The sequence below is a fragment of the Streptococcus pseudopneumoniae genome, assembly GCF_001070815.1.
GTDB lineage: Bacteria > Bacillota > Bacilli > Lactobacillales > Streptococcaceae > Streptococcus > Streptococcus pseudopneumoniae_P.
Genome location: NZ_JVLX01000027.1, coordinates 65,843 through 81,485 on the forward strand (window position 1 = coordinate 65,843; position 15,643 = coordinate 81,485).

The 15,643-nt window shown below is 35.0% G+C and carries 22 protein-coding genes and 1 pseudogene; 6 read left to right on the forward strand and 17 right to left on the reverse strand.

The genetic code is table 11. From position 1 onward, the window contains the following. Positions 1-89 precede the first annotated feature (89 nt). The 4 genes from ADG81_RS03335 to ADG81_RS10140 form a co-directional block, all read right to left on the reverse strand. Complete coding sequence (locus tag ADG81_RS03335; protein WP_000721118.1) at positions 90-590, reverse strand: hypothetical protein; 501 nt, start codon at positions 588-590, stop codon at positions 90-92. After that, positions 587-1,210, reverse strand: a complete 624-nt coding sequence (locus ADG81_RS03340) for an ATP-binding cassette domain-containing protein (RefSeq protein ID WP_049550889.1) — start codon at positions 1,208-1,210, stop codon at positions 587-589. Before ADG81_RS03340 ends, ADG81_RS03335 begins: the two co-directional genes overlap by 4 nt. Beyond that, the gene (locus ADG81_RS03345; RefSeq protein WP_049550890.1) at positions 1,207-3,189 is read right to left on the reverse strand and encodes a hypothetical protein; all 1,983 of its coding nucleotides are present in this window, start codon (positions 3,187-3,189) and stop codon (positions 1,207-1,209) included. Before ADG81_RS03345 ends, ADG81_RS03340 begins: the two co-directional genes overlap by 4 nt. A gap of 65 nt (positions 3,190-3,254) precedes the next feature. Beyond that, positions 3,255-3,581, reverse strand: a complete 327-nt coding sequence (locus tag ADG81_RS10140) for a hypothetical protein (RefSeq protein WP_080978033.1) — start codon at positions 3,579-3,581, stop codon at positions 3,255-3,257. 433 nt (positions 3,582-4,014) lie between these two features. On the opposite strand from ADG81_RS10140, the gene ADG81_RS03350 reads away from it, so the two are divergent. Further along, complete coding sequence (locus ADG81_RS03350) at positions 4,015-4,551, forward strand: biotin transporter BioY (RefSeq protein ID WP_049550891.1); 537 nt, start codon at positions 4,015-4,017, stop codon at positions 4,549-4,551. Positions 4,552-4,604: 53 nt separating this feature from the next. Here the strand turns inward: ADG81_RS03350 and ADG81_RS03355 are convergent, their stop codons facing one another. After that, a complete protein-coding gene (locus ADG81_RS03355; RefSeq protein ID WP_000807422.1) occupies positions 4,605-4,820 on the reverse strand; it encodes a YdbC family protein in 216 nt (71 codons plus the stop codon). 98 nt (positions 4,821-4,918) lie between these two features. Between ADG81_RS03355 and ADG81_RS03360 the strand changes: the two genes are divergently transcribed. Continuing rightward, positions 4,919-5,239 (forward strand): hypothetical protein, encoded by a 321-nt coding sequence (locus ADG81_RS03360; protein ID WP_049550892.1) that lies wholly within the window; start codon positions 4,919-4,921, stop codon positions 5,237-5,239. A gap of 30 nt (positions 5,240-5,269) precedes the next feature. Here the strand turns inward: ADG81_RS03360 and ADG81_RS03365 are convergent, their stop codons facing one another. From ADG81_RS03365 to ADG81_RS03420, 12 genes and pseudogenes are all read right to left on the reverse strand, one after another. Beyond that, positions 5,270-5,608 carry an ATP cone domain-containing protein gene (locus ADG81_RS03365; RefSeq protein ID WP_001196039.1) on the reverse strand — a complete coding sequence of 113 codons (339 nt, stop codon included), beginning with the start codon at positions 5,606-5,608 and terminating at the stop codon, positions 5,270-5,272. Between the two features lie 11 nt (positions 5,609-5,619). Continuing rightward, on the reverse strand, positions 5,620-6,339 hold the full coding sequence (trmD, locus tag ADG81_RS03370; protein WP_049550893.1) for a tRNA (guanosine(37)-N1)-methyltransferase TrmD: 720 nt from the start codon (positions 6,337-6,339) through the stop codon (positions 5,620-5,622). Next, a complete protein-coding gene (gene rimM / locus ADG81_RS03375) occupies positions 6,329-6,847 on the reverse strand; it encodes a ribosome maturation factor RimM (RefSeq protein ID WP_049550894.1) in 519 nt (172 codons plus the stop codon). Before rimM ends, trmD begins: the two co-directional genes overlap by 11 nt. A 30-nt stretch (positions 6,848-6,877) precedes the next feature. After that, positions 6,878-7,666, reverse strand: a complete 789-nt coding sequence (locus ADG81_RS03380) for an alpha/beta fold hydrolase (RefSeq protein ID WP_049550895.1) — start codon at positions 7,664-7,666, stop codon at positions 6,878-6,880. Positions 7,667-7,763: 97 nt separating this feature from the next. Next, entirely contained in the window at positions 7,764-8,621 is an 858-nt protein-coding gene (locus tag ADG81_RS03385; protein WP_049550896.1) for an alpha/beta fold hydrolase, read from the reverse strand. A 149-nt stretch (positions 8,622-8,770) separates the two neighbouring features. Beyond that, positions 8,771-9,673: a DMT family transporter gene (locus ADG81_RS03390; RefSeq protein WP_049550897.1), complete on the reverse strand. Its 903-nt coding sequence runs from the start codon at positions 9,671-9,673 to the stop codon at positions 8,771-8,773. A gap of 327 nt (positions 9,674-10,000) precedes the next feature. Beyond that, a complete protein-coding gene (locus ADG81_RS03395; protein WP_033680081.1) occupies positions 10,001-10,360 on the reverse strand; it encodes a MazG nucleotide pyrophosphohydrolase domain-containing protein in 360 nt (119 codons plus the stop codon). Between the two features lie 14 nt (positions 10,361-10,374). Next, complete coding sequence (gene kphA / locus ADG81_RS03400; RefSeq protein ID WP_000379617.1) at positions 10,375-10,614, reverse strand: RNA-binding protein KphA; 240 nt, start codon at positions 10,612-10,614, stop codon at positions 10,375-10,377. A gap of 19 nt (positions 10,615-10,633) precedes the next feature. Continuing rightward, positions 10,634-10,906 (reverse strand): 30S ribosomal protein S16, encoded by a 273-nt coding sequence (gene rpsP / locus ADG81_RS03405; protein WP_000268760.1) that lies wholly within the window; start codon positions 10,904-10,906, stop codon positions 10,634-10,636. Between the two features lie 732 nt (positions 10,907-11,638). Next, a pseudogene (locus ADG81_RS10005) lies at positions 11,639-12,046 on the reverse strand (XRE family transcriptional regulator); the annotation flags it as partial. Between the two features lie 42 nt (positions 12,047-12,088). After that, entirely contained in the window at positions 12,089-12,427 is a 339-nt protein-coding gene (cadX, locus tag ADG81_RS03415; protein WP_000711087.1) for a Cd(II)/Zn(II)-sensing metalloregulatory transcriptional regulator CadX, read from the reverse strand. Positions 12,428-12,438: 11 nt separating this feature from the next. Then, positions 12,439-13,053 carry a CadD family cadmium resistance transporter gene (locus ADG81_RS03420; protein ID WP_000615746.1) on the reverse strand — a complete coding sequence of 205 codons (615 nt, stop codon included), beginning with the start codon at positions 13,051-13,053 and terminating at the stop codon, positions 12,439-12,441. 28 nt (positions 13,054-13,081) lie between these two features. Here ADG81_RS03420 and ADG81_RS10010 point away from each other — a divergent pair, with 28 nt between their 5' ends. The 4 genes from ADG81_RS10010 to ADG81_RS03435 all read left to right on the forward strand — a co-directional run bounded on the left by ADG81_RS10010 (position 13,082) and on the right by ADG81_RS03435 (position 15,617). Further along, positions 13,082-13,237, forward strand: a complete 156-nt coding sequence (locus ADG81_RS10010) for a FanG protein (RefSeq protein WP_080566786.1) — start codon at positions 13,082-13,084, stop codon at positions 13,235-13,237. A 445-nt stretch (positions 13,238-13,682) separates the two neighbouring features. Continuing rightward, a complete protein-coding gene (locus ADG81_RS03425; protein ID WP_049550898.1) occupies positions 13,683-14,261 on the forward strand; it encodes a hypothetical protein in 579 nt (192 codons plus the stop codon). Positions 14,262-14,263: 2 nt separating this feature from the next. Beyond that, on the forward strand, positions 14,264-14,488 hold the full coding sequence (locus ADG81_RS03430; RefSeq protein ID WP_049550899.1) for a helix-turn-helix transcriptional regulator: 225 nt from the start codon (positions 14,264-14,266) through the stop codon (positions 14,486-14,488). Between the two features lie 304 nt (positions 14,489-14,792). Further along, positions 14,793-15,617: a peptidylprolyl isomerase gene (locus ADG81_RS03435; protein ID WP_049550900.1), complete on the forward strand. Its 825-nt coding sequence runs from the start codon at positions 14,793-14,795 to the stop codon at positions 15,615-15,617. Positions 15,618-15,643 lie beyond the last annotated feature (26 nt).

Sequence of the window (15,643 nt, forward strand, 5' to 3'; positions counted from 1 at the left end):
TTTCTTATGTCTTATTTTATAGTATGTTGAAATGAGATATGAAAAAATCAATTAACAAACCATAGCAAAATACAAGGATTATAATACAATCATTTATTCTTTTCTTTAAAAGATTCATATATTTTTTTATATAACTCTTTTATATCTTTTTTCTGAGAATTCAACTCTTCTTTACCGTAGTCAAAGTTTGCTACTACAAATCCCTCGTCAGCATCAGAAAAAGTAAAAAACTCTATTTCAATTAGTTTATTATGCTTAGAGTCCTCTATAGTGTCTCCTAAATCATTATTGAATTTCTTCACTTCTTCTTCACGAACTCCGAACCCCGTAGCAGCTCCATTTGCAATGATGTTTGAAAATACTTCTTCTGAAGACGCTGCTTCTTTCACAGTTATGAAGTATATAGCCTCTTCCGTTTCTACTTGTCTCACTTTATTCCATTTTTCTGTATCACTAGCAGAAAGCGTATAGACTGTTAACTCTACCGTTGGCTTATTGATATTTTCTTTTGTAATCATTTGTTTTCCAAAAAAGAAGAAGGCAAGTAACCCAGCTACAAAGATCAAAGCAATATAAATTATCTTTTTCATACATTATACCCTATATCTTTCATGTCAATTATCACATCAACTTCGTTATAGACAGCTGGATCATGCGTCGCTATTATAACATATTTGTCTTCGTCTCTTTCATTTAATAATAAACGAATGATTTCTTTTCCAATCTCACCATCTAAAGCTCCTGTAGGCTCATCTGCTAAAATAATTTTACGTGGTTTCATTAACATTCTGGCAATAGCTACACGTTGAGCCTGCCCACCAGACAATTCGTATATTTTTTGATGTAAATAGTCACTTGACAGTCCTACTTTTTCAAGTACATCAGTTATTGTTTTTTTGTCTTTAGTGATAAGTTTCAAATTATCATATACTGTTTTGTTATCTATTAAAGAATAATTCTGAAATACATATCCAACAGTATTTTTAAAAAAAGTTCTTTCTTTTATCTTCCAAATATCTTGTTTATCAACTAAAACATTCCCACTGTCAATTTTTTCTAATCTTCCTATAATATTAAGAAGGGTACTTTTACCAGAGCCAGAACCTCCAATCAATGCATAACTTTTTCCAGATTCAAATTTTAAATTTAAGTCTGTAAAGATCTTTTTTGAGCCGAAACTTTTTGAAACGTTCAAAAGGTCAATTGTCATGTTTCATCTCCTTTTAAAATTTTAGTGTAGCTTTCAGATAATTTTCTAAAACTCATTATGATTGACAGCATCAAAACTAGTATAGAAGCAAGACCAATATATAGCAGCTCTATTTGCCCTGTCATAAGAAATGTAAATAGGATAACCATTGTAATAATCATCATAAAGTACTTGAGACTTGAAATTGCTATATATGTTTTTGACAGACCCAAAATAATTTTTTTCACATATTCATTTTGTTTTAGGGCAATATAAAGTTGGACATATTGATAAATGAGTATAAAGACAATACTGTAAATTATCTTCTGCAAGATTTGTGATAGTAGAATTTGGTGCTCTAAGGATTGGATCTTTAATTTCACAATTTGGTAAACATCTACTGGATTCATTGAGAAATTCAACGGGACAGTCATCTCATTTATTTTTTTTACCGCTTCAGGACTAAAAAGAGATTTATATAGTATGTTACTAGCCAAAGAAAACTTATTATTTTCCATCATTTTGTCCGTATCTAAAACAACAACTATATTATCTTTGCTATCTGCTACATTTGCCAGCGGTAAAATATCTTTCATTTTAAGATTATTATCAGCATCCTCATTAAAATAAAAAATTTTTTCCCCATCAGGAATTATTTGTACTGCAAGCTGTTCTTTTGTATAGTTTGTTCCAATAAATTGTTCTGCTACAACTGTATTCTCAATAGATTTCTGGTTTTCTTTCCACTTCTCAGGAATATAGATGGTTGCTATCTTATTATCTAAAAGATGATAGTTTGTTCCATTCACTTTATTTTGTAGGTTAGCACCTGTTTGATTAATATAAATCAACTCTTTATTTATTTCTGGATTCGTTATCCCGTCATTTTCTAATTGTTTAGAAAAATTTTCTATAACATGTGAAGTTTTCATGAAATCTGGAACATATGCCGAAGATCGTTCTATATATAAAAAATCTAAGTTTTTTAAGGCAGCAACTATCTGTAGATACTTACCATCTGAATCACTAACTTCTCCATTTTTAGCAGAGTTACTTTCAATTCCAAGGAATTCAATCCTTCTCCAGTCTTTTACTGTGTCCCATGGTACTAAATTTTGTATTTGTATGTTAATACTAGATTGACTACTCTTTGTTTCTTGTAAAAAAATTCCTGAGACAAGGATGATAATCGAAATGATGACAAGCCATACGACAAAAATAAGTTTATTTTTCGCCTTGTTTTTGATAATTTCAATGGGCTTTTCAATCTGAATCGTCAACCAAAATAAAACAAAAGTAATAAGATCAATGATTTGAAATAGTATAAAATTCGTTAAAAGCAGAGAGAAAAATAACTTAGAACTATAGGTGAAGAAACCATTACCCAAAAAAGAACTGTAAGAAATCATCAATAAAGCCATCATAATCAGTTCAAAAATAATAGAAATGACATACTCTCTTCTAAGGTCGTATACAGGCAGGCCCAAAGAACGTCGTATCACTCCTTCTTTGATCTGCCTCGTCCTAACAACAAATAACACAACTAATAAAGTTAAGTAAATTGAACCCATTAACAGTATTCTTAAAGTTCCTGTGAATTGTAATATTCCTCCTATATACCAAGGATAAGCCATATATACTGTTTGTAGTCCAGTCATCGTAAGTGGTTTCAAACTGTCTACATCCATTTTCCCAAGTGTGTAATACATCCCTATTATTGGTGCTGACTTTAATTGTTCATTATCTACATCATCAAAATTTACATACTTCAACTGACCAGAATTCTGAACGATTGGCTTGTAAATGGTAACCTTTTCCGTTTTTGATAAGTCACGAACCATTTCGTATATTTCGTTATTAGAAAGATTGCTTTTTCCTTGAATAGAAAAAGCACCATCAATTGGTAAAGGTATGGGGATTTCGGTATCGCTGATAGTGACCAGACCAATTGTAGCAATCAAACAAAAGAAGAATCCAATGATACATAATTTTAATTTCATAAGCAATTACCATATTACAAAAGACCCTATTATATAATTGGGTCTCTTGTTTTCATAAATTATTTTTAAAATCTATAATAATCCCAATATGCATTTAATCGAACATCGGTCCAAGATTTTGTAGCACTTGAATATGCCCATCCATAATCTTTTTTATCCTGAGCTTTAACTGTTCCCCAAAAATTCGTTACTGAAGATTTTGATCCAATATTATCTGGAGAACTAACAAAGTAATTCGAATAACCAGAGTTATCATTTACACCATATTCCCATACATCAATAATGGGACTTGGAGCAGGGTGTACCGTTACTGCGTTAACGACACTAGCTGTAGTAGCAAATCCAAAACTTAAAAAACTTGCAACTAGAAAAACAGATGCTTTCTTATTAATTCTTTTTTCATTTTACTTCTCCTTGAATTTAAATATTTGATGAAGAGTAAATAATAGTCCCTTTTTAATCCCTCCATATTACTTTAATATGAATTGATTATATTTAGGTTTTTAATCACCGTTACGGTATCTAGAGTCGTTAAAATATCTCATAACTACCCCTCCTTTTAAAATTGAACATATCTAGATGTATCCGTTTACATTTGTAATTGTAGTACTTATTTTTTAGTTTGTCAAGTATTTATAGTATATTTTTTGATAAAATGGGATTATCTATAAAGACAATTTTCGAATCTACAAAAAAATTATCCAACTTAACCAGTAAGCAAAATCGGCCGTTACAGTTTTTGTTACCTTTGTTATAAAAATAGGTTGACAATGATTCCTCTACGAGTATAATAGTTACTATACATCAGAAAAGAGGTTAACTATTTTGAAAAAAGCTCACGTTTATGCCATCCCTGCTATTGGGGCTGCTCTCATTGCTGTTTTGGCACAAATCAGTCTTCCAATTGGACCTGTTCCCTTCACTCTGCAGAACTTTGCAATCGGCTTGATTGCTACTGTCTTTAGACCGAGAGAGGCTGTACTTTCTGTTGGACTCTATCTTCTTCTAGGTGCTATCGGTCTTCCTGTCTTTGCAGGAGGTGGAGCTGGATTGCAGGCGTTGGTTGGTCCTACTGCAGGTTATCTTTGGTTTTATCTTGTATACTCTGGACTTACTTCTTTCCTAACTAACAGCGATAGTGGTGTTGTCAGAATTTTTCTAGCAAATCTCTTGGGAGATACACTTGTCTTTGTCGGTGGAATCATTGGCTTGCATTTCCTAGCTGGAATGCCATTTGAAAAAGCACTTGCTGTGGGGGTATTTCCCTTTATCATCCCAGATTTTGGTAAAATTATTGCTATTAGTGTTATTAGCCGTCCACTACTTCAACGCCTTAAAAATCAGGCTTACTTTGCTAACTAAAAAAGGATATCGAGTTGTCATAACTCAATATCCTTTTCTTTCATTTTGACACCTTAGTTACCTTTAAAAGCATCCACCATTGTTTGAAATTCTTCATTGGAGAGAGTAATTCCCTTGCCCATTTTAGTATGGTCTGGGCTCCAAGCACGAATATCAAACTTTGCAGGAGCACCATTAAAGCTCACACGGTTGATTTCCTTGGTCCAACCTTTTTCGTTTTCAGAAAGAGTCAACAAGTGCTCTTCAATTTCAAATGTAAATTCTGCCATTTTCTTCTCCTTTTTTAGCTTTCATTTGATTATTCGTAAAATCTTGTAGATTTTAGGAAAATTTTATATAATATTGATATAAAAGAAGGGAGGCCAATATGAGACATAAATTCCAGCAAGTTTTAGATAAAATACATGACTTTTTAAATGGACATGACCAACCTGACCAGACTGAAACCAACTCCCTGACTGCTACTATTGAAGAGGCTATCCAGAAACAAACCGCTGTTCACCTTATCTTGTCTGAGGCAAGCTTTACAGGTGACATCATCAAATACGATCAACAACGTCAGCAAATTATCGTGAAAAATTTTGCCAAAAATGTGACTCGTATTATCCGCATAAGCGATATTCAACGCCTACGATTTGTCCCTTCAACCGTCCAAACAGCCCAAAAAAATAGATTTAAGAAAGAGTAAGATGTAGTTGCTTCATCCCACTCTTTTTTCTTAGCGAACTTGTTCAAAATGTAAATGAACCGCGATATGATCTCCATAACCACTTCTTTCCAAGTCACGTTGTAGACGATAGGAAATGTAGTGTTCTGCGATGGTAATGTAACCTGCTCCCAGTAAACGATGTTCAACCAAAGACTGAATCATGCTGATGGTAGCACGTTCCACCTTGGCTTCTTCCAAATCCAAAACCACTTTCTTAGTGACTTGTGCAAGGTTTTGACGCAAATCATCTGTCAATACATAGACAGTCTGAGCTGCCTTTAAGATAGCTTGGTAAATCTTATCTGGATTAAATTCAGCAATTTCTCCATCACGTTTGATTACTTGCATAGATTTCTCCTTTATTCTTTGTTTTCTTTGATTTCTGTCAGCATTTTTTCTTCTTCTGCTGTCAGTTGATAATGTTCAAGCAAATCCGGTCTGCGCTCGTAGGTTTTCTTCAAACTCTCATACAGGCGCCACTGACGAATCTTCTCATGGTGTCCACTCATCAGTACATCTGGCACAACCATACCTCGATAATTATAGGGACGTGTGTACTGAGGGTATTCAAGAAGGCCTGAAGAAAAACTATCATCTTGGTGACTAGACTCTTTGCCAATCACTTCTGGAATCAGGCGTACCGTAGCATCAATCATGGTCATAGCTGCCAATTCTCCACCAGTGAGGACATAGTCGCCTAGGGAAATCTCATCCGTTACTAAGGTCTTAATGCGCTCATCATAACCCTCGTAGTGCCCACAGATAAAGATCAGCTCTTCCTCTTGAGCCAAATCTTCAGCATAAGCCTGATCAAACTGTTTTCCAGCAGGATCGAGGAGAATGACGCGCGGATTTTTCTTTTCAATAGCATCAAAGGCATCGAAAATAGGTTGAGCTCGGAGCAGCATCCCCTGGCCACCTCCGTAAGGCTCATCATCGACATGGCGGGCCTTTTCAGCGTTTTCTCGAAAATTATGATACTGGATATCCAAGAGCCCTTTTTCTCGAGCCTTTCCAACGATTGAATGCTCCAGTGGAGAGAACATCTCTGGAAAGAGGGTTAAAATATCAATTTTCATCGTCTAACCCTTCTAAGATTTCCACATCAACTCGTTTATTTGGAATATCAACATTGAGAACCACTGGTGGGATATAAGGTAAAAGCAAATCACGCTTGCCTTTTCGCTTGACCACCCAGACATCGTTAGCACCTGGTTGCAGGATTTCCTTGATGGTTCCAATCAAGTTATCTCCCTCATAGACTTCCAAACCAATAATCTCGTGATAGTAGAATTCACCGTCGTCTAGGTCATTCAAATCTTCCTCAGCGATCTTGAGACTGTATCCCTTGTACTTTTCAATAGCATTGATATGGTACATATCTTTGAATTTGATAATGTCAAAGTTCTTCTGTTTACGGTGGCTAGCGATAGTCACTGTTTGAACAAACTGATCTTTTTCATCAAACAAGGCCAGGTCAGTACCTTTTTTAAACCGTTCTTCTGCAAAATCCGTCACAGACAAGACTCGCATCTCACCCTGCAACCCTTGCGTATTGACGATTTTCCCAACATTAAAGTAGTTCATCTTGTCTCCTGTAGTCTATTTCTTTCCATCTTATTCTGACAATTCTCGAATAATAGTCGCAATTTTTTCTGATTCTGACCATTGTAAATAATGGTGATTCCCTCCTAAAATGAGTTTAGTATTGGAAGTCCAATATTCTGATTCTATGTACTCTTTTTCCCTATAGGCCTGACAAAAAATAAATACAGGGATATAAGATTCTATAGATACATTCTCAAAATCTTCCTCAGTAATCTCTCCAGATATCTGAAATTCTGGATCTTGATTTTCCAACTCTAAGCCTTTTTCTTGCATTAATTCCCAGATTTCTTTATTAGTTTCAGGGCTAAATGTGGCTTGAGTTAAGTTCTTAAAATAAAGTTCAGGACCACACTCCTCAATCAGCCTCATCTGCTCTTCCATTTCTGGATAAGGATTTTCTGAAAAATCAGCAAACATGACGTTTTTAGTTGTCGGTTCAATTGCTAGTAAAGCCTGACACTTAATTGGTTTCTTGAGTAATTTGCAAGCTAAAGTTCCACTCAAACTATGTGCACAAAGTATATATTCAGAAATCCCTAATTCTTCAAGTACTTCATAAACCGCATCTGCAAGATTATCTAAATTTTTTCCAGCTTGGTCATGAACCGGACTCCTACCTGTGTTCGGAAAATCAATTGTCAAATAACCAATTGTAGGAGGAAGTTTTTCAAGTATAAGTGAAAAATTTTCATAACTTGGTAGCAAACCTGCGCCACTTAAACAAACTAGCATTTTCTTTTGATTTTGATAAGTAACAGAGAGACTACCAATTTCTGTAGATACTTCAAATCTCTTCATAAAGAAATCCACTCGTTCTATATAATGAATTATTAAAAATCCTTATCCTTTATTTTAACACGTTCCAAGGATTTTCTCAAGTTGGATAAGTCTCATCTTACAGAGCTACTACTTCTTCAAAGAATTCACCAATTATCTGATTAAACTCTTCAGGATGATCATTCATCGGTTGGTGTTTACTATCTGAAATCGTTACTTGACGCGCATTAGGATTTAAGGCAATGATACCATCGTAGATCATTTTTAGCTGTTTGGGAAAATCGTTTTCGCCTCTTATTAATAGCATGGGAGGATTTCCTTGATAACCTTCTATCTCATGGACAGCCAAAAAACCTGTGATTCCAAGGTTCAAAAAAACATCTCTCCCAGTTTCTATAATGGCCGTCTTGACTAATTCTCTTGTGATAGGGTTATCACTACACATTTTTGAGTTCTTATCAGCAATCAACTTCCAAGGAATCGTTTTATACATAAGGGAACTATATTTTATGCGATTTCTCTCTTTATCTGATAGGTAACGATGCTGTCCCCAACTATCCACCATAACCAAGGCTAGAACTCTTTCTGGATGGCGATAGGTATACTCTTGAAGTGGATTCCCTCCCCAAGAATGACCAACCAATATCACCTTATCCAACTGGAAATAGGACAAAATAGCATCTACATCTTGAACAGCGCCTTCCAGGTCAGGTAGGCCAACTTTCATAGGTGATTCCCCCTGTCCTCTAACATTGACAAAGTAGAGGTCAAATCCTTCAAAGGCATCATACTGGTGAGCCCACATTTGACTACGGCCACAAGCTCCATGATAAAAAATAATGTGGCCTTTATTTGTGTTTCCAAGACGATGATAAACAACCAAATCACAATCTACGACTGGTATAACGTGACGTTTCAACATCTCGGGCTCTCTATTATAAAAAGCAATTGCTTTAGCTATATCATTTTGCTTCATTATTACACTTTCTCCTCTTTATCCTAATATCATTCTTTTTATCTATTTTATCATGCTATATTAAAATCATCGTTTTCCAAACTTGATTACATTAAAATTTTTGAATTTTCTGCACAACTTTAATAAAGAAAAAGACTGCTAAGCAATCTTTACTTTTTTCTCATCAGATTCATGCCTAAAATTCCAGCAATAATCAAAGTTGCTCCGATCACATGGTAACTATAAATTGGTTCATGGAGGATAAGAGCTCCGGCTAGAATGGTCAAAACTGTTCCAAGATTGCCAAAGACACTGACTGTTGATGCTCCAAGTCGAACAATAGCATAGATAGAGAGACTACCAGTCACTATAGAGGCTAGAGTTCCTAAATAGAGAATTGAAAGCAGATAAGATACCTGTCCAAGTGGCGCAACGTAAGCTAATATGTTCCCCTCTAGATAGTGAGAGGTCAGACTCAGCGTATTAAAGGTGACGAAGCCAACAAATATCACAACAGCTGTCATATCCATGGCCCGATAGCGTCCTCCTTTGGACTTGCTGAGGATATTGTTTATTGCATTGGCGAGAACAGATCCCAACATCAAGAGAAAGCCAAAGCTAGCAGTCTCAGTACCAAAGTTAGCTCCTTTACTAAGGAAAATGAAAACTACTCCTGCTACAGATAAAAATAAAAAGAACTTTTGAAGCAAGCTTGTCTTTTCCTTGAGAAAGGCCGATGCTAAAAGGAGCGTAAAAATCGGGACAAGAGCCTGTAAAATTCCAGCTTCAGAAGACGATATATACTGTAAAGCAAAGGATTGAAAAATAAAAAAGAGAAGAGGATAGAAAAGACTCATAGGAAGAATAGAAAGAATATCTTTTCTACTTAAACTCACTTTAATAAGTTTGGTTTGATGAAGAACAACCATTACTAAAGCTGCGATTGTATAGCGATGCGCTAAGTTTGTGAGAGGACTGGCATAGCCTAAAGCAATCTTAGTAAATAAAAAAGAAAATCCAATGATGGCTGAAAAGGATAAGGCTGCTAGGTAAGCTTTTGTTTTCTCGTTCATAGACTGTTACTCCTTTTAAAAATAGCTATTCTCAAGATTGATTGACTAGAATTCTTTGAGACTATCTTTCAATTGTAGCATAGTAGAATCCTAGATGCTATTTCTAGGATTGGTTTTTTATGCCTACTTTCACCGTTTATCTAGTTCATTGAGTAAAAAGGAGTCTACGAGTCTAATCTGCATTTCTCGTTCTTGTCTCACAAGCTCTAACTTATCTGCCTCTTGGAGATTCCTTACTTTGATAATATAAACTGCCAGTTTCCTTGCTTTATCTTTCTTATATTTACTAATACCTTCTTTATTAGTAAAAAATCATTTCTTATCGTCTTAGAGGTCCCCCTTCAAAAATCCTTCCAAATCTCGTTCATGTTGGTACTTAATGGCTGCAGTTTTATCTTTCTCAAAGATAGTCTTGGTAAGGTCAATATGATTAATAGCTGCTATTGCGACGATATAGTGAATGATATCAGCCAGTTCTTTTGCTAGTTCCTCGTTAGAATCCTGAACTCCCTCTTTTCTACCAGAACGGCCATTCAAAACCTCAGCTACTTCTCCGACTTCCTCCACTAACTTCATAAAGAGACCTCCCTCAGTCCGAAACTGCTGGTAAAGTTCGAGTAGGTAGTCTTGTAATTGTCTAAACGTTAAATCCTTTATATCCTGCTCCTTGCAAAAAAAGCGAGACATTCGTCCCGCCCTTCTTATTTTTCGTCAATAACGATTCTTACTTTTTTATCTTCAGTTGGGACAGAGTAGACAATCGTTCTTATCGCAGAAATAGTGCGACCCTTACGACCGATTACACGACCCACATCACTTTGATCAAGATCCAAATGATATTCCAAAAATTCTGGTGTATCTTCAATCTTGATAGTTAAGGCATCTGGTTGTGAAATCAAGGGTTTCACAATCGCAATAATGAGATTTTCAATCGTATCCATCTGTCAACCTACTTTAAACTTATTTTGAGAATTTAGAATCGTGGAATTTTTTCAATACACCTTCTTTTGAAAGGATGTTACGTACTGTATCTGAAGGTTGAGCTCCATCAGCCAACCATGCAAGAACGCGGTCTTCTTTCAAAGTTACTTGGTTTTCAGCAACAAGTGGGTTGTAAGTTCCAACTGTTTCGATGAAACGTCCGTCACGTGGTGAACGTGAATCTGCTACGTTGATACGGTAGAAAGGTTTTTTCTTAGAACCCATACGAGTTAAACGGATTTTAACTGCCATTTTTAAAGTCTCTTTTCTTATTTTTATTTCGGTGAAATAGCTGAGCTATTTAGCACATGTTCTATTATAGCAGATTTCTGGCAGGTGTCAAGAAAAAAACTTGACAGACTATAAAATTCTTAAACCATTTATAAATTTGTTAGAAGTAGGAAATAAATGTTTGAAAGAAGCTATCCGTGAATACTATTTTATACTCAATGAAAATCAAAGAGCAAACTAGTAAGCTAGCCGCAGGCTGTACTTGAGTACGGCAAGGCAAAGCTGACGTAGTTTGAATTTGATTTTCGAAGAGTATTAGAAACATTTTATAAAGACCATCAACTCAAACCCTTCATATCGCCTGAACGTGATTTGGATACCTGGCTCCTAAATCCAAAGCCTGTTCCCAAGAGAAATATCAAGGATTTTAAGAATGATATCTACTAATTAATTTATAAAATATGAATGAATAGATTCTAAATAGGGAAATAGTTTAGGTCTGTAAAAGATTAAATAATTTCTATTTTAGCTGTTAGAAACGTTGGTACATCAATGTTTTTAGAATGCTACATAATAAAAGGTAGAGTGAATGGTAGAGTAGTTATTGCGTTAGTTCATCAATCTTATCGATATAAAGATTAACAGATTCTAACTTTCTTTGCGGTGCTAACTCGGCGTATGTGTCCATTGTTGTTGAAATTGATTTATCTTTTTTGATTTTTTAATGACCTTTTTGCCATTATGGATAATTTTTTCAGTTTCATCAGAAATCAAAAATTTTTTTCTTTGAATATTGAAATTTGCGAATGTCTTGGAAAGTCTAAGACAGCTAGATTGTATAGAAATTAAGTCATCATCCGACAAAGAATTCATTCTTTTATTTACAGTTTCTAAATCTCTAAATATAATAGAGCTGAAGCAGTGGTAAAACAGATTTTCAACAAACTTGGCAATATCTCTAAAAATAATTTCTTTATAGTCCAAGTCGGTTTAAGTATTCAAATAAAGCAATATTGAAGCGGTAACTTGTCGCTTTTACTTTTCAACTTGGCTAACTTGACCTGCATTACCTAGGTAGCTTTGCTTTAAATTATATTTTTCTCTTAAAGATTTGATACGAGTATGTATTTCTTGTGAGTAATTTTCATCAAAAAATTTCATATATAATCCCCTATAATCATGGAAAAGTAGTAAAAATAGTTGTTATCCTAGTTGATTAAAAAAATCTCTGATTTCCTCATCTTTTATAAAATAATATATAATTTTCCCCTCTCTTCTAGTGTCCAAGATGTTTTGATTGGCTAGTTTACGAAGATGGTGGGAGGCAGATGCCATACTGAGATTTAGTAAACAGGCTATATCACAGACACAGAGTTCTTCAACAGCAAGAAGATAGAAGATGATATTTATCTGCTTATTATCGGTAAATTTTGTTAAAATGCGAAGTGATTTTTGGACTTTTTCCTTTTCAAGGTAGTTCGTTGCGGTTGTAATATTTTGCTGATTTATAACATTCACTTGGCAGATACTATCTTTTTTCATAATATTTTCTCCTAGCCTAATATAGTCCATAGTATGTCAAAACTGTTATTTTCAATCAGGATATATATCCCCAATCCTAAATAGACAACGGCAATAAACCATCTGCTATATTTTTCCAAAATTTCTCCAACAGAAGGGACTTGTGCTAATTTTTGGGCAGAAAAAACCAAGAGATAAATCATGACTAGAAAAGTAAGTAAAGTCACTATCAAATTCGCTAAATTTAAGGTAATAAAATATGGGACAAAGACACCAATATTGTCAGCGCCACAACTTGCAAAAGTAATCATAGCGACTAGAAAAATCAGGTTTTTATTGTCTTTTCGCAAACCATCTTTTGCAATAGCTTCTCCATCAGAATCTCCTAAAAGCAAAACTTTGAGGCCTAGGAAAATTGGAATCAAACCGAGTAAACCTAAAATCTCTTTACTAGGAATATAATTTAAGACAAATGCAAAAAGCAAACTTAGCAATATTAGACTAACAGAGCCTAGAAATTGTCCTAAATAGATGTTAATGATGTCTTTTCTGCTTTTTCTTTTGGCAAAAAATAACATTAGGATAATAAGTAAGTCTACGGCTGTCCCAGAATACAGGATTATTGAAGTAACAACATTTTGAATCATAAAACACCTCATTCAAATATATTTTTGAATGTATTCTAACATTAAACTTTGTAGATGTCAACTTAAAATCCACCAAAATATAGATAAGAAGTTAGTGTACCAAATATTAAAAAGCCCTGCCATCGCAATGACAGCAGGGCTTAACTTCAATATCCAGATGATATATTTATCTAAAAAGGGTTGAGTAAAAGGTAGAGTTTTTATTGATTTGTAGTGCGATATAATGAGTTTCCAAAAATCAAAAATCGCTTAAAATCAGTATTTTGACATCTATTGACGTGTACTGAAATCCTTACTTAACCTCTGTAAAAATTAACTTCTACACCTACAAAGCTTATTCTGACAGAATTTATAACAGTCTAAGAAAAAAAGTAGAGATTCATACAGTATCTAGATTTTCCAAAAATTCTTTTTCATCAAATATTATTAACGAAACTATCCAAACCAAATCCGATGCATTGCTTCAAAGAATTCTTTAGTTGTTTGACTAGCGAGGGCTTTTATTAAAAAATTTTTTCAAATAATTGCCACCTTGGCACATAAATTCTTGCTTTCTAAATTTAAATGTGATATATTTATAACATAAAATTTAAGTGTTATATATTTATAACACAAAAAAGGAGTCTATCATGAAAAAAAGTCAAAAAATGCGTGGCCTCATTGCAATGATTGCCGTAGCTCTCTTTATTGATTTTATTGTTTTATTTGGTTCTAATCTTAGTTGGGAACCCAAGTTAGTTATTACTGGTATTTCAGTGTCAGGTCAAATTGTAGCTATTTGGAGCTGGCTACATAAGAGTCAGAAAGGTAAGGAAAAGATTATTTTTGACTTGTCTGCTAAGCTTTACACGATACTTGTGTTTGCAGCAAGTATTTTTTATACAGTAGGAATTTGGGTTGCGACCCCAAGCGAAAGTTCTGGTATTAAAGAATGGATTTTGGGAATTGGTTTCGTTATTGAAGTGATTTTATTTGGTTTTTTCTCTTTGAAAAATGTCAAGGAAACTCCGGACGAACGCTTTTATGCCAATTTAGCAAAGGCAGCTAGCTTGATGTTAGTTTTTACACTAGGCGCACTGATGATCCTAACAGTTATCATTGGGTATATGGGGTCTCTCACTCTTTACATGGGGCAAGTCTTTATTAGCATAGCTGCCTTGATTTTCATCTTTGCGGTTGTCTATTTTATCTTGGAACGGAGAGGATAAGCATGGCCAAAGAAAGCAAGATTATTACTAATCTCAAATCTGTTCGTGAGTCCACAGGCATGACCCAGCAGGAGTTAGCCGGCCTCATCGGCATGCGACGCGAGACAATTCTGCACTTGGAAAATAACCGTTACAATCCTTCGCTGGAAATGGCTCTTAAGATTGCTCAAGTTTTTAATCTGAAAGTAGAAGACCTCTTTGAACTCAAACAGAAAGAGGAATCATAATTCTTTTCGAGACCTGGCATTAAGTTCATTGATTAATTAGGAATTGAAGCCGAAAGAAAAATCCTTTGAAAATATACTCTTTTAAACTATAGTAATTCTTTCGAATTAACGTTTACTAATTGTGATGCTTTACGAGCTTTCTTAAGATCTGTTTTCCTAAATACTTCGAGTACACTTATGGCATTGATGCCCCTAAGCAAGCGACTTTCTGGTTGTCTTCCTCTTAAACTGTCTTGTCACTAATATTTGAAATCCACTTCCTTTTAGGGTACAATGGTAGAAATAAATTTTTGAGAGGAACAGAATGAAAAAACTAGCAACCCTTCTTTTACTATCCACTGTAGCTCTAGCTGGATGTAGCAACTTCCAACGTAGTTTGCGTGGTGATGACTATGTAGATTCTAGCTTGGCCGCTGAGGAAAGTTCCAAAGCAGCTGCCCAATCTGCCAAGGAGTTAAACGATGCTTTAACAAACGAAAACGCCAATTTCCCACAACTATCTAAAGAAGTTGCTGAAGACGAGGCTGAAGTGATTCTCCACACAAGTCAAGGAGATATCCGTATCAAACTCTTCCCTAAACTCGCTCCTCTAGCGGTTGAAAACTTCCTCACTCATGCCAAAGAAGGCTACTATAACGGCATTACCTTCCACCGTGTCATCGATGGCTTCATGGTTCAAACTGGAGATCCAAAAGGGGACGGTACAGGTGGTCAGTCCATCTGGCATGACAAGGATAAGACTAAAGACAAGGGAACTGGTTTCAAAAACGAGATTACTCCTTATCTCTATAACATCCGTGGTGCTCTTGCTATGGCTAATACTGGTCAACCAAACACCAATGGCAGCCAGTTCTTCATCAACCAAAACTCTACAGATACCTCTGCTAAACTCCCTACAAGCAAGTATCCAAAGAAAATCATCGAAGCCTATAAAGAAGGGGGAAACCCTAGTCTAGATGGCAAACACCCAGTCTTTGGTCAAGTAATTGACGGTATGGATGTTGTAGATAAAATTGCTAAAGCCGAAAAAGATGAAAAAGACAAGCCAACTACTGCTATTACTATCGACAGCATCGAAGTGGTGAAAGACTACGATTTTAAACTCAATGAAAATCAAAGAGCAAACTAGGAAACTAGCCGCAGGCTGTACTTGAG

What these genes read in the sequence shown, in the direction of transcription:
- ADG81_RS03340 (WP_049550889.1), bottom strand. Translation starts at nt 1,210, where the DNA reads ATGACAATTGACCTTTTGAACGTTTCAAAAAGTTTCGGCTCAAAAAAG.
- rimM (WP_049550894.1), bottom strand. Translation starts at nt 6,847, where the DNA reads ATGAACTACTTTAATGTTGGGAAAATCGTCAATACGCAAGGGTTGCAG.
- ADG81_RS03430 (WP_049550899.1), top strand. Translation starts at nt 14,264, where the DNA reads ATGGCCAAAGAAAGCAAGATTATTACTAATCTCAAATCTGTTCGTGAG.
- ADG81_RS03435 (WP_049550900.1), top strand. Translation starts at nt 14,793, where the DNA reads ATGAAAAAACTAGCAACCCTTCTTTTACTATCCACTGTAGCTCTAGCT.
- ADG81_RS03365 (WP_001196039.1), bottom strand. Translation starts at nt 5,608, where the DNA reads ATGCAAGTAATCAAACGTGATGGAGAAATTGCTGAATTTAATCCAGAT.
- ADG81_RS10010 (WP_080566786.1), top strand. Translation starts at nt 13,082, where the DNA reads ATGTATTCTAACATTAAACTTTGTAGATGTCAACTTAAAATCCACCAA.
- ADG81_RS03390 (WP_049550897.1), bottom strand. Translation starts at nt 9,673, where the DNA reads ATGAACGAGAAAACAAAAGCTTACCTAGCAGCCTTATCCTTTTCAGCC.
- ADG81_RS03425 (WP_049550898.1), top strand. Translation starts at nt 13,683, where the DNA reads ATGAAAAAAAGTCAAAAAATGCGTGGCCTCATTGCAATGATTGCCGTA.
- rpsP (WP_000268760.1), bottom strand. Translation starts at nt 10,906, where the DNA reads ATGGCAGTTAAAATCCGTTTAACTCGTATGGGTTCTAAGAAAAAACCT.
- ADG81_RS03395 (WP_033680081.1), bottom strand. Translation starts at nt 10,360, where the DNA reads ATGTCTCGCTTTTTTTGCAAGGAGCAGGATATAAAGGATTTAACGTTT.
- ADG81_RS03380 (WP_049550895.1), bottom strand. Translation starts at nt 7,666, where the DNA reads ATGAAGAGATTTGAAGTATCTACAGAAATTGGTAGTCTCTCTGTTACT.
- ADG81_RS03385 (WP_049550896.1), bottom strand. Translation starts at nt 8,621, where the DNA reads ATGAAGCAAAATGATATAGCTAAAGCAATTGCTTTTTATAATAGAGAG.
- ADG81_RS03335 (WP_000721118.1), bottom strand. Translation starts at nt 590, where the DNA reads ATGAAAAAGATAATTTATATTGCTTTGATCTTTGTAGCTGGGTTACTT.
- trmD (WP_049550893.1), bottom strand. Translation starts at nt 6,339, where the DNA reads ATGAAAATTGATATTTTAACCCTCTTTCCAGAGATGTTCTCTCCACTG.
- ADG81_RS03355 (WP_000807422.1), bottom strand. Translation starts at nt 4,820, where the DNA reads ATGGCAGAATTTACATTTGAAATTGAAGAGCACTTGTTGACTCTTTCT.
- ADG81_RS03420 (WP_000615746.1), bottom strand. Translation starts at nt 13,053, where the DNA reads ATGATTCAAAATGTTGTTACTTCAATAATCCTGTATTCTGGGACAGCC.
- kphA (WP_000379617.1), bottom strand. Translation starts at nt 10,614, where the DNA reads ATGGATACGATTGAAAATCTCATTATTGCGATTGTGAAACCCTTGATT.
- ADG81_RS03345 (WP_049550890.1), bottom strand. Translation starts at nt 3,189, where the DNA reads ATGAAATTAAAATTATGTATCATTGGATTCTTCTTTTGTTTGATTGCT.
- ADG81_RS03360 (WP_049550892.1), top strand. Translation starts at nt 4,919, where the DNA reads ATGAGACATAAATTCCAGCAAGTTTTAGATAAAATACATGACTTTTTA.
- cadX (WP_000711087.1), bottom strand. Translation starts at nt 12,427, where the DNA reads ATGAAAAAAGATAGTATCTGCCAAGTGAATGTTATAAATCAGCAAAAT.